This is a genomic window from Xanthomonas cissicola (assembly GCF_008801575.1).
Classification (GTDB): Bacteria; Pseudomonadota; Gammaproteobacteria; order Xanthomonadales; family Xanthomonadaceae; genus Xanthomonas; species Xanthomonas cissicola.
In genome coordinates, this window is the sequence record NZ_VZPL01000041.1 from 25,703 (window position 1) to 41,571 (window position 15,869).

The 15,869-nt window shown below is 65.0% G+C and carries 15 protein-coding genes and 1 pseudogene; 14 read left to right on the plus strand and 2 right to left on the minus strand.

Annotation, left to right across the window (positions count from 1 at the left end):
• The first annotated feature begins 15 nt into the window (after positions 1-15).
• The 14 genes from sufB (at position 16) to F7R02_RS16420 (ending at position 15,015) form a co-directional block, all read left to right on the plus strand.
• On the plus strand, positions 16-1,473 hold the full coding sequence (gene sufB, locus F7R02_RS16355) for a Fe-S cluster assembly protein SufB (protein WP_078587309.1): 1,458 nt from the start codon (positions 16-18) through the stop codon (positions 1,471-1,473).
• A 160-nt stretch (positions 1,474-1,633) separates the two neighbouring features.
• A complete protein-coding gene (gene sufC, locus F7R02_RS16360) occupies positions 1,634-2,398 on the plus strand; it encodes a Fe-S cluster assembly ATPase SufC (RefSeq protein ID WP_003487762.1) in 765 nt (254 codons plus the stop codon).
• Complete coding sequence (gene sufD, locus F7R02_RS16365; protein ID WP_033484265.1) at positions 2,398-3,660, plus strand: Fe-S cluster assembly protein SufD; 1,263 nt, start codon at positions 2,398-2,400, stop codon at positions 3,658-3,660. Before sufC ends, sufD begins: the two co-directional genes overlap by 1 nt.
• Positions 3,657-4,901, plus strand: a complete 1,245-nt coding sequence (locus F7R02_RS16370) for a cysteine desulfurase (RefSeq protein WP_003487766.1) — start codon at positions 3,657-3,659, stop codon at positions 4,899-4,901. The genes sufD and F7R02_RS16370 overlap by 4 nt, the downstream gene beginning before the upstream one ends.
• Before the next feature lie 141 nt (positions 4,902-5,042).
• On the plus strand, positions 5,043-5,582 hold the full coding sequence (locus F7R02_RS16375; RefSeq protein WP_005913319.1) for a GNAT family N-acetyltransferase: 540 nt from the start codon (positions 5,043-5,045) through the stop codon (positions 5,580-5,582).
• On the plus strand, positions 5,579-5,908 hold the full coding sequence (locus F7R02_RS16380) for a Rieske (2Fe-2S) protein (RefSeq protein ID WP_033484266.1): 330 nt from the start codon (positions 5,579-5,581) through the stop codon (positions 5,906-5,908). Before F7R02_RS16375 ends, F7R02_RS16380 begins: the two co-directional genes overlap by 4 nt.
• 343 nt (positions 5,909-6,251) lie before the next feature.
• The gene (locus F7R02_RS16385) at positions 6,252-8,570 is read left to right on the plus strand and encodes a TonB-dependent receptor (RefSeq protein ID WP_078590786.1); all 2,319 of its coding nucleotides are present in this window, start codon (positions 6,252-6,254) and stop codon (positions 8,568-8,570) included.
• 47 nt (positions 8,571-8,617) lie between these two features.
• Positions 8,618-9,304, plus strand: a complete 687-nt coding sequence (locus tag F7R02_RS16390) for a Fe2+-dependent dioxygenase (protein ID WP_005913321.1) — start codon at positions 8,618-8,620, stop codon at positions 9,302-9,304.
• Positions 9,297-10,055, plus strand: coding sequence for a tetratricopeptide repeat protein (locus F7R02_RS16395; RefSeq protein ID WP_003487777.1), 759 nt, complete (start codon positions 9,297-9,299; stop codon positions 10,053-10,055). Before F7R02_RS16390 ends, F7R02_RS16395 begins: the two co-directional genes overlap by 8 nt.
• A gap of 7 nt (positions 10,056-10,062) precedes the next feature.
• Positions 10,063-10,704: a PepSY-associated TM helix domain-containing protein gene (locus F7R02_RS16400; protein ID WP_003487779.1), complete on the plus strand. Its 642-nt coding sequence runs from the start codon at positions 10,063-10,065 to the stop codon at positions 10,702-10,704.
• 20 nt (positions 10,705-10,724) lie between these two features.
• Positions 10,725-11,240, plus strand: a complete 516-nt coding sequence (locus F7R02_RS16405) for a DUF2271 domain-containing protein (protein ID WP_003487781.1) — start codon at positions 10,725-10,727, stop codon at positions 11,238-11,240.
• Between the two features lie 190 nt (positions 11,241-11,430).
• Positions 11,431-12,234 carry a DUF4198 domain-containing protein gene (locus tag F7R02_RS16410; protein ID WP_078590784.1) on the plus strand — a complete coding sequence of 268 codons (804 nt, stop codon included), beginning with the start codon at positions 11,431-11,433 and terminating at the stop codon, positions 12,232-12,234.
• Between the two features lie 67 nt (positions 12,235-12,301).
• A complete protein-coding gene (locus F7R02_RS16415; RefSeq protein WP_139371063.1) occupies positions 12,302-13,276 on the plus strand; it encodes an FAD:protein FMN transferase in 975 nt (324 codons plus the stop codon).
• Entirely contained in the window at positions 13,273-15,015 is a 1,743-nt protein-coding gene (locus F7R02_RS16420) for a flavodoxin domain-containing protein (protein WP_078590782.1), read from the plus strand. Before F7R02_RS16415 ends, F7R02_RS16420 begins: the two co-directional genes overlap by 4 nt.
• A 170-nt stretch (positions 15,016-15,185) precedes the next feature.
• Here F7R02_RS16420 and xopAW read toward each other — a convergent pair whose 3' ends face one another.
• Both xopAW and F7R02_RS26930 read right to left on the minus strand, forming a co-directional pair.
• Positions 15,186-15,758: a XopAW family type III secretion system calcium-binding effector gene (gene xopAW / locus F7R02_RS16425; RefSeq protein WP_425478558.1), complete on the minus strand. Its 573-nt coding sequence runs from the start codon at positions 15,756-15,758 to the stop codon at positions 15,186-15,188.
• Positions 15,752-15,869 (minus strand): annotated as a pseudogene (locus tag F7R02_RS26930) (IS5-like element ISCARN85 family transposase); the annotation flags it as partial. The gene xopAW and the pseudogene F7R02_RS26930, both read right to left, overlap by 7 nt.

Here is a 15,869-nt window from a genome sequence, read left to right on the forward strand (position 1 = left end):
CCTGTAGGCAGCCCAATGGCCACCGAACTTGCTCCTCCACAGAACGCGCAGATCCTCGAACGGTTGGGTCGACGTTACGACGCCGGCTTCATCACCGAAATCGAATCGGACTCGCTCCCGCCCGGCCTGGACGAAGACGTCATCCGCGCGTTGTCGGCCAAGAAAGACGAGCCGCAATGGATGACCGACTGGCGCCTTGAGGCCTATCGCCATTGGCTGAAGATGCCGATGCCGGAGTGGGCGAAACTGCAGATCTCGCCGATCAACTTCCAGGCGCTGAGCTATTACTCCGCGCCCAAGGGCCCGAAATACGCCTCGCTGGACGAAGTGCCCAAGGAATTGCTGGACACCTACGACAAGCTGGGCGTGCCGTTGCACGAGCGCGCCAAGCTGGCCGGCGTCGCCGTCGATGCAGTGTTCGATTCGGTCTCGGTCGGCACCACCTTCCGCAAGGAACTGGCCGAAAAAGGCGTGATCTTCTGTTCGATGTCCGAGGCCATCAAGGAACACCCGGAAATCGTCAGGCAGTACCTAGGCAGCGTGGTGCCGGTGGGCGACAACTATTTCGCTGCGCTCAACTCGGCCGTGTTCTCCGACGGCAGTTTCGTGTTCATCCCCAAGGGCGTGCGTTGCCCGATGGAATTGAGCACTTATTTCCGCATCAATGCCGGCCATACAGGCCAGTTCGAGCGCACCTTGATCGTGTGCGAAGACAAGGCCTACGTCTCGTATCTGGAAGGCTGCACGGCGCCCATGCGCGACGAGAACCAGCTGCATGCGGCGGTCGTCGAGCTGGTGACGCTGGAAGATGCAGAAATCAAGTACTCGACCGTGCAGAACTGGTACCCGGGCGATGAGGAAGGCCGCGGCGGCATCTACAACTTCGTCACCAAGCGTGCCGAATGCCGTGGCGCGCGTAGCAAGGTGACCTGGACCCAGGTCGAAACCGGCTCTGCGATCACCTGGAAGTACCCGTCGTGCGTGCTGATTGGCGACGATTCGGTGGGCGAATTCCATTCGGTCGCGCTGACCCACCATCGTCAGCAGGCCGACACCGGCACCAAGATGATCCACATCGGCAAGCGCACCAAGAGCAAGATCGTCAGCAAGGGCATCAGCGCCGGGCGTGGCCAAAATACCTATCGCGGCCAGGTAAAGGTGGACCGCAATGCCGATGGTGCACGCAACTACACGCAATGCGATTCGCTGTTGATCGGCAAGCAGTGCGGCGCTCACACCTTTCCCTATATCGAGGTGAAGAACCCGGGCGCCACCGTCGAACACGAGGCCACCACCTCCAAGATCAGCGACGACCAGCTCTTCTATTGCCGCGCGCGTGGCATCAGCCAGGAAGATGCGGTGTCGTTGATCGTCGACGGCTTCTGCAAGCAGGTGTTCCGCGAACTGCCGATGGAGTTCGCAGTGGAAGCCAAGAAGCTGCTGGAAGTCTCGCTGGAAGGCTCGGTCGGCTGACGCGCCGACCCTTCTCCCTCCGGGAGAAGGGGGGCGCAGCGCCGGATGAGGGTACGAGCGAAGCCTCGCGTACCCAAGTCCATGAGAGGCTTCGCGCCGACCCTCACCCCAACCCCTCTCCCGGTAGGAGAGGGGCTAAAAGAATCTGATGGAAAATCCCATGCTCACAATCAACAACCTCCACGCCAGCATCGCCGGCAAAGACATCCTCAAGGGCCTGTCGCTGGACATCCAGCCCGGCCAGGTACACGCCATCATGGGTCCCAATGGCGCGGGTAAGTCCACGCTGGGCAATGTACTGGCCGGTCGAGACGGCTATGAGGTCAGCGCAGGCAGCGTGCAGTTCGACGGCAAGGATCTTCTCGACCTGCCGCCGGAAGAACGCGCCGCCGCTGGCTTGTTCCTGGCCTTTCAGTACCCGGTGGAAATTCCCGGCGTCAACAACACCTATTTCCTGCGCGCCGCGCTGAACGCGCAGCGCAAGGCGCGTGGCGAAGACGAGCTGGATTCGATGCAGTTCCTCAAGCTGGTGCGGCAGAAGCTGGCCGTGCTGCATCTGAAGGACGAGCTGCTGCATCGCGGCGTCAACGAAGGGTTCTCTGGCGGGGAAAAGAAGCGCAACGAGATCTTCCAGCTGGCCGTGCTCGAGCCCAAGCTCGCCATTCTGGACGAGACCGATTCCGGCCTGGATATCGATGCGCTCAAGAGCGTGGCCGACGGCGTCAACGCGCTGCGTTCGCCCGAGCGGTCGTTCCTGGTCATCACCCACTATCAGCGCTTGCTCGACTACATCAAGCCGGACGTGGTGCATGTGCTGGCCGAGGGCCGCATCGTACAGAGCGGCGGCCCGGAACTGGCGCTGGAATTGGAAAAGCACGGTTATCACTTCCTGAAAGACCGCGTCGTGCCCGAGGTTGCCGCCTGATGAGTGCCCTGCTTGACTCCCTGGCGCGCGGGTTCAGCGGCAGTGATGCACGCCGCGCCGAGCTCGATGCCGCCCTGCAGACCGGCCTGCCCGGCCCACGTGCCGAGGCCTGGAAATACACCTCGTTGCGGCAGCTGGAACGGCGCAGCTTTCAGCCCGCCCCGTTGGTCCCGACGCTGGTGGATGCGGCCGCGCTGGACGATATCCCATCGCCGCGCCTGGTCTTGGTCAATGGCCGCCCGTCCGAAGCGCTCAGCGATCTGTCCATGTTGCCGGAAGGCGTGCAGTTGGACACGCTGTCTGCATCGTTGGCCGCAAGCGACCAGGCGCAGCAGTTACTGGGCCGCCGCTTCGACGGCAGCGACGAGGTCTTTGCGCGCCTGAATGCCGCGCTTGCCGACGAAGGCGTGCTGGTGCGCGTGCATGCCGGCGCGCAGATCGAGCTGCCACTGCATTTGGTGTTCGTCGGCGTGGCCGGCGAGCAGGATCTGTCGTGGCATCACCGCCATCTGATCGAATTGCGTGCCGGCGCTGCGCTGCAGGTAATCGAGCATCACCTGCATGTCGGCGACGCCGCCCATCTGGAGAACAGCGTGATGCACGTGCATCTGGCACAGGGCGCATCGCTGTCGCACGCGCGCGTGCAGGCCGGCAGCGCACATGCGACGTCGCTGCTGCGCACCGACGCGGTGCTGGCGCGCGACGCGCGCTACCAGCGCGTGGACCTGGAGCTGGGTGCCGGCCTGTCGCGGCACGAGCTCAACGTGCGCCTGGAAGGCAACAACGCCCAGCTCACCGCCAATGGCGTGCTGCTCGGCAACGGCCGCCGGCATGTGGACACGCGGCTGGGCATCGAGCACATCGCGCGCGACACCGCCTGCGAACTGGTATGGCGCGGTGTGGGCGCGGACCGCAGCCGCGTGGTCTTCCATGGTGGCATCCGCATCCGCGCAGGCGCCGACGGCACCGATGCACGGCTGTCCAACAAGAATCTGCTGCTGTCGTCCAATGCCGAAATCGACACCCAGCCGGTGCTGGTGATCGATGCCGACGAGGTACAAGCCGCGCATGGCGCCACGGTGGGCCAGCTCGACGACAACGCCTTGTTCTACCTGCGCTCGCGCGGCTTGCCGCAGGAACAGGCGCAACGCCTGCTGAGTGCCGCGTTCTGTCACGAACCCTTGCGCGTGCTGCCGCCCGCCTTGAGCGCCGTGCTGGCGCTGCAACTGGACCGTGCGTTGAATTCGGCGGGCGTGGCATGAACGTGTCCGCCGTTCCGCCCAGCGCAACGCCCGACTGGGACCGCGTGCGCCTGGATTTCCCGCTGCTGATGCGGCAGGTGCATGGCAAGCCGCTGATCTATTTCGACAACGCGAACACCGGCCAGAAGCCGCTGCAGGTGATTGCCGCCACCGACGAGTTCTACCGCCGCCAGAACGCCAACGTAAGCCGTGCCGTGCATGCGCTCGGCAGCGAGGCGACCGACGCGTTCGAGGGAGCGCGCAACAAACTGGCGCGTTTTCTCAACGTCCGCGCCGATGAGCTGGTGCTATGCAGCGGCACCACCTTCGCGATCAATCTGGTGGCGTATTCGTGGGCATTGCCGCGGCTGGGCGCCGGCGATGTGATCCTGATTTCGCGCATGGAGCACCATGCCAACATCGTGCCGTGGCAGTTGGTGGCCCAGCGTACCGGCGCCACCATCCGCGTGGCCGAAATCACGCCCGATGGCGCGTTGGATCTGGATGGCTTGCGCAAGGCGATGACACCTGACGTCAAACTGCTGGCGATCACCCACGTGTCCAACGTGCTGGGCACGGTCAACCCGGTACGCGAGATCTGCCGCGAAGCGCGTAAGCGCGGCATCGTCACCATGGTGGACGGCTCGCAGGCGGCACCGCATCGGCGCATCGACGTGGCCAGCATCGGCTGCGATTTCTACGCCATCACCGGGCACAAGATGTGCGGCCCTACCGGCACCGGCGCACTGTGGGCACGTCGCGAGCATCTGCAGGCGATGCCGCCGTTTCTGGGCGGCGGCGAGATGATCAAGGAAGTCAGCTTCGAGAACACCGTCTTCAATGATGCGCCGCATAAGTTCGAAGCCGGCACGCCCAACATCGCCGGTTTCGTCGGCCTGGGTGCGGCAGTGGATTACCTGGAATCGATCGGCCTGGCGCACGTGGAAGCACGCGAAGCCGAACTGCTCGCCCACTTCACCGAAGAACTGCAACGCATCGATGGCCTGCGCATCTTCGGCACCACGCCCGACAAGGCCGCGGTGGTGTCGTTCCTGATCGACGGTGCGCACGCGCACGACCTGGCCACCCTGCTCGACCTGGAAGGCGTCGCGGTGCGCTCGGGCCAACACTGCGCGCATCCGCTGCTGCAGTACTACGGTGTCGCCGCCACCTGCCGCGCGTCACTGGCGTTCTACAACACGCACGACGAAATCGAGCGCTTCGTCGCCGCGTTGGTGAAGGTGCGTCGACTGTTGGGCTGATGGGAATCGGGAATGGAGAATCGAAAGAGCGGTTCTCCCGAACGCCGGTGACATGCGATGTATGGAACACGGCTCATCGAGCAGCGCAGCGCTTCCCCCATTCCGCATTCCCCATTCCCCATTCCCGATTAAACTGTCTCCATGCAGACCACCACTTTCCGCACCGCTACCGTCGCTGACATCGACGCTCTCGTCCTGCTGGTGACTTCGGCCTATCGCGGCGACAGCAGCCGCATGGGCTGGACCACCGAGGCCGATATTCTCGAGGGTGCGCGTATCGATCCGGCCGTGCTGCGCGACGATATCCTGCGCGAACGCAGCCTGGTGCTGGTGGTCGAACAGGATGAGCGTCTGGTGGCCTGTGCGCATATTGCCGATGACCGCGGCGCAGGGTACTTCGGGATGTTTGCGGTGGATCCTTCGTTGCAGGGCAGCGGGCTCGGCAAGACGCTGTTGGCCGAAGCCGAGCGCCTTGTACATCGCCAATGGCAGCTGCCGGTGCTACGCATGACCGTCATCGATGTGCGCGATGAACTCATCGCCTTCTACGAACGGCGCGGGTATCGTCGCACCGGCATCGTCAAACCCTTCCCGTATGGCGACGAGCGCTTCGGCATTCCGCTGCGCCAGGATCTGCGTTTTGAAGTGCTGGAAAAGCAGTTGAACGGGCCAACCCCGTGAGCGACACCTGGACCTTTGTCTGTGCCAGCGATGCGCTGCTGCCCGGTGAAATGCAGACCGTCTGGGACGAGGTCACCGATACGCAGATCGTGGTGTTCAACCTCGATGGCGCCTTGTACGCACTGGAAGACCGCTGCAGCCACGAAGACTACGAGCTGTCGCCTGGCAGCTTCGATCCGGTAGCCGGCACCATCGAATGTCAGTTGCATAGCGCGCGCTTCGATATCCGCGACGGCCGCCCTTTGTGCGCGCCTGCCTATACGGCCGTGCCCAAGTTCCCGGTCAAGCGCGAACACGACGGCATCTGGACCCGCGACGATCGTTGAAGCGGGTGCGTTGCAGCGACGGTGCCGCTGCACGGCGCCACACATCGCAGCGTCCGCCACCGACTGGCAGATATTGCAAAGAAGAATGATTTGCATTTAAGATCGTATCCTTAAGGCCTTCTTAACAACTGGCCTGCCTGCGATCCCATGCACCCAGCCCTGCTCGACGCCTGCCCCGCTCGTTCGCCTCGCCTGCGCGCCCTTGCGCAGCGCCTCGGCTTGCCTGGCTCGGACGACTGTCGGCGCAGCGCTTCGGGTTAGCCGGCGCAGCACCCACGCATTCCATCCCGCATCCGCCAAGCCATCGCCAGGTGGGAGCCTCGCATCCTCCTTGAGACTTTCCATGACGCCTAGCATTTCCCCGCTCGCTTCGGCCGTGTTGCTGACGCTGTCCGCTCCCGCTTTCGCCCAGCCCGACGATGTGTCGGCGCCCCCAGGGGCGGTGGATCTGGATGCGATCCGGGTGCAGCAGGAACGTGCGCAGAAGCCGTCTTCGCCCAAGTACACAGAAGCCCTGCGCGACACGCCGCAGACCATCACCGTGGTCACCAAGCAGACCATGGACCAGCAGAATCTGCTGTCGCTGCGCGATGTGCTCAGCACCCTACCCGGCATCACCTTCGGCGCGGGCGAAGGCGGTGGCGGCTACGGCGACAGCATCAACCTGCGCGGCTTCACCGCTAGCAGCGACATCACCACCGACGGCGTGCGCGACAGCGCGCAGTACAGCCGCAGCGACACCTTCAACCTCGAATCCGTCGAGCTCATCAACGGTGCCAACTCGGCGATGTCCGGCGCAGGCTCGGTCGGCGGCAACATCAACCTGGTCACCAAGAGCGCCGGCCAGGGCAACTTCACCAACGTCATGATCGGCGGCGGCAGCGACCGTTACGGCCGCCTCACGGCCGATAGCAATTACGACTTCGAAAACGGCACCGCCGTGCGCTTGAATGCGATGGGCCACACCCAAGACGTGCCGGGCCGCGACGAAGAATTCCGTCACCGTTGGGGCGTTGCGCCGTCGGTGGCCTTCGGCCTGGGTTCGGACACGCGCTTTACGCTGAGCTACTTGCACCAGCACGACAACAACCTGCCGCAATACGGCGTGCCGTTCGCGCTCAGCCCGTTCAACGATGGCCCGTTGCCGGGCGTGGACCGCGAAACCTATTACGGCTATCGCAATGTGTCGCGTCAGGAGATCGACGTGGACATGCTCACCGGCGTGCTGGAAATGGACTTCGACGACAACGTCAAACTGCGCAGCCTGGCGCGCTTGCAGCGCGTGGATCAGAGCACCACCGCCACCGCACCTGAGGGCACCTGGTGCCTGCCCAACAACACCAACGCCTACACCGGCCGCGCGTGCGTGGGCCAGCCGCCGTCGACCTGGAACCCCAACAGCGGGCCACGCGGACTGGTGCGCGACACCGAAAACTTCATCGCACATAGCCAAACCGATCTGACCGCCACGCTGCACACCGGTGCAATCGAACATCGCGTGGTCGCCGGCGTCGCCTTCAGCAAGGAAGACTTCGAACTCGATAGCGGTTCGCTCTTCCGCAACGCCGACGGCTCCACTACCGGCATCACCTATCCGCTGCAGTCGTTCGATAACCCGTACAACATCTGGACCGGTCCGCAGCACTATTTCCGCACCGGCCGCAGCAAGGGCAGCCTGACCAACCAGGCGGTGTACCTGTTCGACACGCTGCAGTTCAACGAGCACTGGATGCTCAACCTGGGCGGCCGCTACGAGCACAACGAAGGCGACACCACCACCTATACCGTCAACGCCACCGGCGGCATCACCGGCGTGGCCGCAGGCTTCCCGGCCGGCAGCAAGGACGATCTGTTTTCCTATCGCGCCGGACTGGTGTTCAAGCCGGTCGACAACGCCAGCCTGTATCTGTCCTATGCAAATGCGAAGACGCCATCGAAGGCCTCGGTCAACGGCTCGTGCACGCCGATTGCCACCTCCACCGTGGGTGCCAACTGCAATGTCGAACCGGAAACCGCGGTCAATCTCGAACTGGGCGGCAAGTGGGATGTGTTGGACGAGCGCCTGGCGTTGACCGCCGCGGTGTTCCGCAACGAACGCGAGAACTACAAGGTCAACAGCGGCGACCCGCTGGTCCCCGAGCAGGTACTGGACGGCAAGGCACGTGTGGACGGCATTGCGCTGGGCGCGGCCGGCTACCTGACCGAGCGCTGGTCCATCTTCGCCAACTACACCTTCCTGGACAGCGAAGTGCTGCAGAGCGTGTCCAATCGCACCGCCAGCCTGACAGGCGACCCCATCGCCGGGCGCGAACTGGTGCAGACACCGCGTAACGCAGGCAATCTCTGGACCACCTACCAGCTCAACCAATGGACCTTCGGCTACGGCGTCAACTATCAGGGCAGCTTCTATCCGAACAACACCTCGACCGCGGTCTACCGCAAGACCGACGCCTATTGGGTGCATCGCGCCATGGTCGGCCTGCGCGTCAATGCGTGGCTCAGCCTGCAGTTGAACGTCAACAACCTGTTCGACAAGGAGTACTACACCAGCATCCGCAACAACCTCACCGTCAACGCCGCAGGAACCGTCACGGCGGGCAGCGGTTGGGCGTTGCCGGGTGACGGCCGCTCGGCAGTGTTGAACGCCACCTTCAGCTTCTAACCCTCAGGCACGCCGTGCGCGCTGCGCGGCGACGTGGAGACCACTGCATGTTGTTGCCCATCCCCGATGTGCTCAGCCCCGCGCAACTCAGCCAGCTGCGCGCGCAGCTGGACGTGGCCGACTGGGCAGACGGTCGCATCACCGCCGGTCACCAGTCGGCACAGGCCAAGGACAACGCGCAGTTGCCCGAAGACAGCGCCGTTGCACGCGAGGCCGGTGCGCTGGTGCTGGAGGCACTCGCACGCAGTAGCACGTTCTTTTCGGCGGTGTTGCCGCGCAGGATCTATCCGCCACTGTTCAATCGCTACAGCGGCGGGCAGTCGTTCGGCTATCACGTGGACAACGCGGTGCGGTACGACCGCAGTCGTGGCGGCGCCGAAGCGGTGCGCACCGATGTCTCCGCCACGCTGTTTCTCAGCGACCCGGACAGCTACGACGGTGGCGAGCTGGTCATCGAAGACACCTACGGCACGCAGTCGGTCAAGCTGCCGGCCGGGCATCTGGTGATCTATCCGGGCACGAGTCTGCACAGGGTCATGCCGGTCACACGTGGCGCGCGAGTGGCGTGCTTTTTCTGGGCACAAAGCATGCTGCGCGACGCTGCGCAGCGCCGCCTGTTGTTCGAGCTGGATGTCTCGATCCGCCGCCTCACCCAGGACACGCCCGGGCATCCCTCATTGATCCAGCTCACCGGCGTGTATCACAACCTGCTGCGGCAATGGGCCGATGTCTGAGCCGGCGCTGGACATCGCGCAGCTGAGCGCGTTGCTGCGCACGCAGCCGGAACAGGCACGTGCGCGCTTGCACAAAGCCGCTGCGAACCATGACGTAGGCGCACAATTGCTGCTCGCGCAGATGTACGCCGAAGGACGCGGCATTGCCGCAGATCCGGCTGCAGCGATGCTGTGGTACGAAGTGGCCGCCAACGCAGGGTGTGCGGAGGCGATGAACCAGCTGGGCCGCTGCCATGAGCTCGGGTTCGGAACCGCCATCAACGCGGTGCTGGCCGTGCTGTGGTATCGCCGCGCCGCCGAACATGGCCTGGCATGGGGCATGTACAACCTGGCGCACATGTACGCCTCCGGGCGCGGCGTGGCGCAGGACCACGCGCAGGCATTGGCGCTGTACCACCGCGCGGCCGAAGCCGGACATGCCAAGTCGATGAACTTCCTGGCGCGCTATCTCGACCAGGGCCTGGCCTGCGCTGCAGACCCTCTGGCCGCATGCGTGTGGTACCGCCGCTCTGCCGAAGCGGGCGATTTCCGCGGCCAGGCCGGCTACGCCACCCTGCTTGCCGACAGCGACGAGCTGGATCAGGCCGAGACATGGATGCGCCGCGCCATCGCAGGTGGCCACGCCGGCTTTTTGCAACAGCTCGCACCACTGCTGGCCGGCGCGCGCCATCCGCGCCTGCGCGCCTTGCTGCACGAGGTGGCTGCACGGCAGCGGCAACTGCAGCCTTGCGTCCCCGCAGACGTGGCCTGAGCGCAGCATGTCGACCACAGACCACGCTCACCTCGCCAGCGCGCAGCAACGCCGCGGCTTCTGGCTGCGCATGCTGCATCAGTGGCACTGGATCAGCTCGGCGCTGTGCCTGATCGGCATGCTGTTGTTCACCGTCACCGGGCTGACCTTGAATCACGCCGCGCGCATCGAAGCCAGCCCATCGACCGAACAACGCACGCTGACGCTGCCGCCCGCGCTGCTGCAGACGCTGGGCCGGCGTCAGGACGGTAATGCACCGCTGCCGCCGCGCGTGGCGCAATGGCTGGGGCGCGAGCTCGATATCAGCATCGGCACGCGCAACGGCGAATGGTCGGCGGACGAGGTGTATGTCGCGCTGCCACGCCCCGGCGGCGATGCCTGGCTGAGCCTGGACCGCCGCACCGGCGCGATCGAATACGAACGCACTGCGCGCGGCTGGGTCGCCTATCTCAACGATCTGCATAAGGGCCGCAACGCCGGGCCGGCCTGGGGCTGGTTTATCGATGTCTTTGCGATCGCCTGCCTGGTGTTCTGCATCACCGGCCTGTTCCTTCTCCACCTGCATGCACGGCAGCGGCGCATGACCTGGCCGCTGGTCGGTCTTGGCCTGCTGATTCCGCTGTTGCTCGCCCTGCTGTTGATCCACTGACTTTTCTACCGGAGACGATCATGCGCGCCACCCTGACCATCGCCCTGAGCGGCCTGCTCGCCATGCCGGCGTATGCCGCCACACTCGACATCAACGTCGAAATCCCCAAGCTCAACGTCGCCGAGTACCACCGCCCGTATGTTGCGGTCTGGCTGGAAGGCGCAGATCAGAAGGTCGCCGCCAATCTGGCGGTCTGGTATCAATCCAGGGACACCGCCGAAGGCCACGGCACCAAATGGCTGCCGGATCTGCGCCAGTGGTGGCGCAAGAGCGGCCGCACCCTGAGCGTGCCGGTCGATGGCGTCACCGGCCCCACCCGGCCGGCCGGCGCGCATGCGCTGTCGTTCTCCGATAGCAAGGGCGCATTGAAGTCGCTGCCGTCGGGGCAATACACGCTGGTGGTGGAAGCCGCACGCGAAGTTGGCGGCCGCGAACTGGTCAAGCTGCCTTTCACCTGGCCGGCGACGTCCGCGCAGACAGCCAAAGCCAGCGGCAGCAGCGAGCTCGGTGCGATCAGCCTGGTTGCAAAGCCCTGACTGCTGCGTTGGCGTTGGCGTTCGCAGCGCCGTGCACCGCGCCTTGCGTCGTCGTGCAAGGTGCGCCCTGGGCATTGAACCAAGGTCTGTCGCTCAAGACCCATCGTTTTCCACGCATCCAAACAGCGTCGCAGTCTCGCGCTGATCAGACACGTGACCCATCGTTGCCATCGTCTTTCAAGGAGTTGTCATGAAACGTTCGCTCGTCCTGGTTGCCCTGCTTGCCACCCTGCCGCTCAGCGCACTCGCCCACAAGGCCTGGTTGCTGCCGTCGCAGACCGTCATCGCTGGCGACGCGCCGTGGATCACGGTGGATGCTGCCGTCTCCAACGATCTGTTCTACTTCAATCACGTGCCGCTGCGACTGGACAACCTGAGCATCACCGCACCCGATGGCAGCGCGCTCAAGCCGGAGAACCCGGCCACCGGCAAGTACCGCAGCGTGTTCGACCTGCAGCTCACCCAGCCCGGCACCTACAAGCTCGCCATCGTCAACGCAGGCCTGTTCGCCAGCTGGAAAGAAGACGGCAAACCCAAGCGCTGGCGTGGCAACGAAACCAGCTTCGCCACCGAAGTGCCGAAAAACGCCAAGGAACTGCAGGTCTCGCAATCGCTCAACCGTGTGGAAACCTTCGTCACCCGCGGCGCACCCACGGACACCGTGTTCAAGCCCAGCGGCAAGGGCATCGAGTTGATTCCGGTGACGCACCCCAACGATCTGGTCGCCGGCGAAGCCGCGCACTTCACCCTGCAACTGGATGGCAAACCGGCCGCCGGGCTGGAGATCGACGTCGTGCGCGACGGCACCCGTTACCGGAATGCGCAGAACGAGATCAAGCTCAAGACCGATGCGAAGGGCGGCTTCAGCGTCACCTGGCCGGAAGCGGGCATGTACTGGCTGGAAACCACCATCGAAGACACCAAGACCTCGCTGCCGCAGGCCAAGCAGCGCCGCCTGGGCTATGTCGCCACCCTGGAAGTATTGCCGCAGTAATCTGCCGGCACGCGGCAGGAGCGCACACAGAGTGCGTCCTGCCGCCCCATCCTCATAAGACCCGTCCATGCCCGCATCGTCTTCCGCCGACCACGCCGTTGCCACGCTCGGCGGCCGCAGCATGGGCACCACCTGGAGCGTGAAGCTGGTGGCGCCGCGCGGACGCGATCTGCACCCCTTGCATGCGTGCATCCAGGCCGCGCTGGACCGCGTGGTCGCGCAGATGAGTACCTGGAAGGCCGATTCGGATATCAGCCGTTACAACCGCGCACCGGCAGGCAGCTGGCACCACCTGCCGGACGAATTCCACGCAGTGCTGAGCGCAGCATTGGAGTTCGCACAGGCCAGCGAGGGTGCCTTCGATCCCACCGTCGGCCCGATGGTCGAGCTATGGGGCTTTGGCGCTTCCGGCACGCGCCAGCGCGTGCCGGAAGCGCAGGCGATCGCATTGGCGAGCCTGCGTTGCGGCTGGCAACGCCTGCAGCTGGATGGCAGGCGGGTGCTGCAGCCGGGCGCAGCGGCGCTGGATCTGTCCGGCATCGCCAAGGGCTTCGGTGTGGACTGCGTGCATCGCGCATTGCTGCAGTCGGGTATCGACAGTGCATTGATCGAGGTCGGCGGCGAATTGTTCGGTTACGGACGCAAGCCCGATGCCAGCGTGTGGCGCGTGTTGGTCGAATCCGCCCCCGACGAAGACGCCGGCAGCGCGCTGCCACCACGCGTGCTGGCGCTGGACGGCCTGGCGGTCGCCACCTCCGGCGATCGCTGGCACCGCTTCGATGCCGACGGCACACGCTATACGCACACCCTCGACCCACGCACCGGCGCGCCCGTTCCGCATGCCCCTGCGGCGGTCACCGTACTCGCGCCCGATGCGATGCAGGCCGATGCCTGGGCCACCGCGATGACCGTGCTTGGCGCCGATGCCGGTCTTGCCCATGCGCGCAAGGCGGAACTGGCCGTGCGATTCCTGGCACGCAAGGACGGCATCCTGCTCGAATCGATGAGCCCGGCATTCGAACGCCACCTGTCCGCGTCATGAGCAACACCACCTCACGCGTGTGGCTGGGCAACGGGCTGGCTCTGCTGGCGCTTGCGGTCATCGTCGGCTGGCTGGCCGGCCTGCATGAGGGCGCATGGTGGAGCCCACCCACGCCGCATCGCTGGCAACTGGCAGCGCTCGGCCTGGCAATGTATCTGGGCCTGTGCGCGGTCGTACTGCTGCGTGCCCGCAAGCGTGTCGGCGCACAACGCGCAGACGCCAGCGGCGTGTTGATCATCTGGGCAAGCCAGACCGGATTTGCGCGTGAGCTGGCGCAACGCAGCGTTGCCGCGCTGCAATCGGCCGGCGTCGGCGCGCATGCGCTGCCGATCGAAGCCGTCGATAGCGGTCAACTCGCACGCGTGCCGCGGCTGCTGTGCATCGTCAGCACCACCGGCGAAGGCGATGCGCCCGACCATGCGCAGGCCGCCGAGCGCGCCTGGCGTGCCGACCACGCGCAGGATCTGACGGCGGTGCAGTACGCAGTGCTGGCGCTTGGCGACCGTGGTTACGCGCACTACTGCGCGTTCGGCCGACGCCTCGACGATCGCCTGCAGGAGCGCGGCGCCACTCGCCTGTTCGAGCGCATCGAGGTCGATAACGCTGACCCCAACGCCCTGCAGCACTGGCAACGCCGTCTGGCGGAACTGGCGCCCGCACTCGCGACGCAACCCGACTGGAGCCTGCCCACCTACACCACCTGGCAGCTACGCGAACGTGTCCACGTCAATCCCGGCAGTGCGGGTGCGCCGATTTACCGACTGCGCCTGACGCCATGCGATGGCGCGTTGCCGCAGTGGAGCGCAGGCGATATCGCGGAGATCGCACCGCGTCATGCCCCGGATGCGGTCGAGTCCTGGCTGCGGCGTAACCACTACGATGGCGCGCAGCAGATCGACGGCCGCCCCCTGCGCGACTGGCTCGGCGGCGCGCAACTTCCCGTCGATACCGGTGCCGCTCTCGGTATCGATGTGGGTGCCGGTGCCAGCCCCGATGCAGAAGCGGAAGCAGAAGCCGGAGTCAAAAGCGACCGAGGTGTGGGTACGAATACAGATGCGACTACAGGCGGAGCTAGAACTGCAGGCGACAGTTCCACAATGGACGCAGAAGCAATGGTGCGCCGCCTGGCCCCCCTGCCCCATCGCGACTATTCGCTCGCATCCATTCCCGAGGAAGGCCATGCAGAACTGCTGGTACGCGAGCATCGGCACGCCGACGGCAGCCTGGGGCTGGGTAGCGGCTGGCTCTGCGTCCATGCACCGATCGGCGCAGCCATCGCGCTGCGCTTGCGCAGCAACCCCGGCTTCCACCCACCCGCACCCGACCAGCCGATGCTGCTGATCGGCAATGGCACCGGCATCGCCGGTCTGCGCGCGCATCTGCGTGCACGCATCGCAGCCGGGGCGCGGCGCAACTGGCTGCTGTTCGGCGAACGCAATGCCGCGCACGACGCGCTGTATGCCGACGAGCTGCAGCAGTGGCATCAGGACGGCTGGATCGAACGCCTGGAGCTTGTCTACTCGCGCGATCAACCACAGCGACCGCATTACGTCCAACACGCGCTGGCGGCCGCCGCCGACCGCCTGCGTCATTGGATCGACCAAGATGCCTGCATCTACGTCTGCGGCAGTCTGCGCGGCATGGCACCCGAACTCGACCGCACGCTGGATTGCATCCTCGGAGCCGATGTCAGACAGGAACTGCTGGGCAGCGGGCGCTATCGCCGCGACGTGTATTGAACCATCGCACGCGGCACCGCCAAAAGCGCTCAATAAAGCGATTACGCAGGTACCCGCAGCGCGTCTGCTGCTGAAATCCGCAACATCCCTGCTTGCGGTGGCTGCGCGCTAGACGCACCGGCTGATCCAGGACCGCACTCCGGCTTCCCCATTCTCTCTCGATCACCGCATTACGCTGCCAGATCGACCAGATTGCTCGTTGTCACGCTGCCGCCAATGCTGCGGTACTGCCCCACGGCCATCTGCACCAACGCTGCATACGCCTGCTGCGTGCCGTCGCTGCTGGATGCATCGGCCGATGACGGCGGTCGCGGCGGCGGATCGCGTGGCTGCATCGCTTCCTGCAGTTCCTGCAGACTCAATGCCCCGCTCTTGTCGCTGTCGAGCAGGTCCAGCAGCTGCGTGCTCGACGCACTGTCACCATTGACCAGTGTGCTCAATTCACCGCTGCTGACACTGTCGTCACCATCGCTGTCCAGGCCGGCAAACAAGGACTGCACATCCTGTCCTTGCTCACCCGGCAGTGGCGGTGGCGGCGGCAAGGCCTGCGCCAGTTCGCTCTCGCTGACGGTGCCGCCACCATCCTGATCGAGCATGCTCAGCAACCCGTCGATGTCGATCTTGCTGTCGTCATCGCTATTGGACCACAGCGCGGTCGATAGCTCGGACGCGGTCAGGCTGCCATCGCTGTCGCTATCGATGGATTTGAACAACTGCGTCAGCGGATTAGGGCCTGTTAACACATCCGAAGCCCATCAACGACTAGGACGAAGCTGAGGAATCCAAGGAACATGACATCCAGCTTCTCGAAGCGCGAGAAAATCCGGCGGTAGCCTTTCAAGCGACGGAACAGT